At 70.7% G+C, this 3,223-nt stretch carries 1 protein-coding gene; it reads left to right on the top strand.

Annotated features, from left to right (window positions below):
- Window positions 1–3,223: condensation domain-containing protein (locus ABZ412_RS35785; RefSeq protein WP_357289741.1), on the top strand; the 3,223-nt coding region annotated here is incomplete at both ends.

Here is a 3,223-nt window from a genome sequence, read left to right as displayed (position 1 = left end):
GTCGTGCTGCAGAAGACTCCGGCCACGTTCGACGTGTCGGTGTGGGAGTTCTTCTGGCCCTTGCAGATCGGCGCGAAGCTGGTCGTGGCCAAGCCCGAGGGCCACCGCGACCCGGCCTACCTCGCCGACCTCATCGCCCGCGAAGGCGTGACGGTCACCCACTTCGTGCCGTCCATGCTGGCGGTGTTCGTGGCCGAGGAATCGGCCGCGCGGTGCACCAGCCTGCGCATGGTCTTCGCCTCCGGTGAGGCGCTGTCGCCGAAGCCGTCGCACAAGCTGCGCGAACTAACGGGTGCCGAGCTGCACAACCTGTACGGCCCCACCGAGGCCGCGGTCGACGTCACCTACCACCAGGTCGTGGACGCCGACGTGGACACCGTGCCGATCGGCCGCCCGGTGTTCAACACCCAGGTGTACGTGCTCGATTCGCGCCTGCGCCCGGTTCCGGTCGGCGTCGCGGGCGAGTTGTACCTCGCCGGTGACCAGCTGGCCCGCGGTTACGTGGCGCGACCGGACCTGTCGGCGGATCGCTTCGTCGCCAACCCCTTCACCCCGGGCAAGCGCATGTACCGCACCGGTGACCTCGTCACCTGGACCGCGGACGGTGAGCTGGAGTACATCGGCCGCACCGACTTCCAGGTGAAGCTGCGCGGTCTGCGCATCGAGCTCGGCGAGATCGAATCCGCGCTCACCGCACTGGATTCCATCGCGCAGTCGGTGGTCGTGGTGCGCCACGATCCGCACGCCGGTGACCAGCTGGTCGGCTATGTCATCGCCGCGGCCGGCCGCAGCGTCGACGTGGACGGGGTGCGCGCCGAGCTCGGCGAGAGCGTGCCGTCCTACATGGTGCCGTCGATCCTGATGGTGCTCGACGAGTTCCCGCTCAACGCCTCCGGCAAGCTGGACCGCAAGGCGCTGCCCGCGCCGGTGTTCGAGGCCGCGGTGTTCCGCGCCCCCGTCACCCCGGTCGAGCAGATCGTGGCCGGTGTGTTCGCCGAGATCCTCGGCCTGGAGCGGGTCGGTCTCGACGACGACTTCTTCGCCCTGGGCGGCAACTCGCTCATCGCCACCCAGGTGGCGGCGCGCCTGTCCGCCGCGCTGGACACCCAGCTCGGCGTGCGCGAGATCTTCGAGTCCTCGACCGTGGCCGCGCTGGCCGCCAAGGCCGAGACCCATTCCGGCTCCGGCACCCGCCTGGCGCTGGTCGCGCAGGAGCGGCCCGAGCGGCTGCCGCTGTCGCTGGCCCAGCAGCGCATGTGGTTCCTCAACCGGTTCGATCCCGAATCGGCGGTGGACAACATCCCGGCGGCCGTGCGCCTGTCCGGTCTGGTGGATCGCCAGGCCCTGCAGATCGCCGTCGCCGACGTGCTGGCGCGGCACGAGTCGCTGCGCACCCGCTACCCCGAGATCGACGGGCACGCGTACCAGGAGATCGTCCCGACCAGCCAGGTCATCCCGGACCTGACCCCGGTCGAGGTCTCCGAAGCCGCACTGCCGCAGGCGCTCTCGGAGCTGGTGCTGACCGGCTTCGACGTCACCGTGGACGTGCCGTTCCGGGCCCGCCTGTTCGAGGTCAGCCCCACCGAGCACGTGCTCGCGCTGGTGGTGCACCACATCTCGGCCGACGGTTTCTCCATGGGCCCGCTCACCCGGGACGTCATGACCGCCTACGGCGCGCGCGTCGAGGGCGGCGAACCCGGCTGGCAGGTGCTCGACGTCCAGTACGCCGACTACGCGCTGTGGCAGCGCGAGGTGCTCGGCGACGAGCGCGACGCCGAATCGGTGATCTCCCAGCAGATCTCGTACTGGCGGGAGTCGCTGCGCGGCCTGCCCGACCAGCTGGACCTGCCGTCCGACCGGCCGCGTCCGGCCGTGGCCTCGGGCCGCGGCGCCACCCACGTGTTCGACATCGACGCCGAAACCCACGGCGCGCTGGCCGAACTCGCCCGCACCCGCGGCACCACGCTGTTCATGGTCATGCACTCGGCGCTGGCCGTGCTGCTGTCGCGCCTGTCCGGCGAGTCCGACATCGCGATCGGCACCCCGGTCGCCGGTCGTGGTGAACGCGCCCTCGACGACCTCATCGGCATGTTCGTCAACACCCTGGTGCTGCGCACCGAGGTGGACGGCGGCGCCGGCTTCACCGAACTGCTGGACGCGGTGCGCGGCACCGACATCCAGGCCTTCGGCCATGCCGACCTGCCGTTCGAGCGCCTGGTGGAGATCCTCAACCCGGCCCGCTCGCAGGCCCGGCACCCGCTGTTCCAGGTCATGCTGTCGTTCCAGAACACCGGCATCACCGAACTGGAACTGCCCGGCCTGACCGTCAGCGCCGTCGAACTGCCGATCGACACCGCCAAGTTCGACCTGCAGCTGGTGCTCACCGAGAATGCCGCCGCCCCGCAGTCCGGCATCACCGCCGAACTCATCTACGCCACCGACCTGTTCGACGCGGCCACCATGGCGCGCTTCGCCGACCGGTTCGATCTGCTGCTGAAGGCCGTCGCGGCCAAGCCGGAGCGGGCCGTGGGCGATATCGACCTGCTGGTCGGTGGCGAGCGCACCCGCGTGCTGCGCGACTGGAACCGCACCACCGCCGACGTCGTGTCCGTGGTCGCGGAACTGACGTCGGGCACCTTGTCGGCCGAGGACACCGCCGCGGGCGAGACCGTGCGCAGCGCCTCCGGCGACGCGGGCGAGACGCTGGTCGCGCTGTTCGAAGCCCAGGCCGAGCGGACCCCCGAAGCGACCGCCGTCGCGTTCGAGGGCACGAGTCTGTCCTACGCCGAGTTCGCCGGACGCGTGCACCAGCTGGCCCGCAAGCTCATCGAGGCCGGCGTCGGCCCGGAGAGCATGGTGGCCCTGGGCATTCGCCGCTCGCTGGACCTGGTGGTCGCCATGTACGCGATCGTCGAGGCCGGTGGCGCGTACGTGCCGCTGGACCTGGACCAGCCCGCCGACCGCATCGACTACGTGCTCGAGACGGCCCGGCTGGTGTGCGTGCTCACCACCGAGCGCGACGGGTTCACCCACGCCACCGTGCCGACCCTGGCCGTGGACACCGTGGACCTGTCCGGTTACTCCGACGCCGCGCTGACCGACGCGGATCGCTCCGCGCCGCTGGATGCTTCGAACACCGCGTACGTGATCTTCACGTCGGGTTCGACGGGTCGCCCGAAGGGTGTGGCGGTGCCGCATTCGGCGATCGTGAACCGTCTGGTGT

The organism is Nocardia sp. NPDC005746 (assembly GCF_040630785.1).
Classification (GTDB): Bacteria; Actinomycetota; Actinomycetes; order Mycobacteriales; family Mycobacteriaceae; genus Nocardia.
This window is presented reverse-complemented; position numbering and strand designations above follow the sequence as displayed.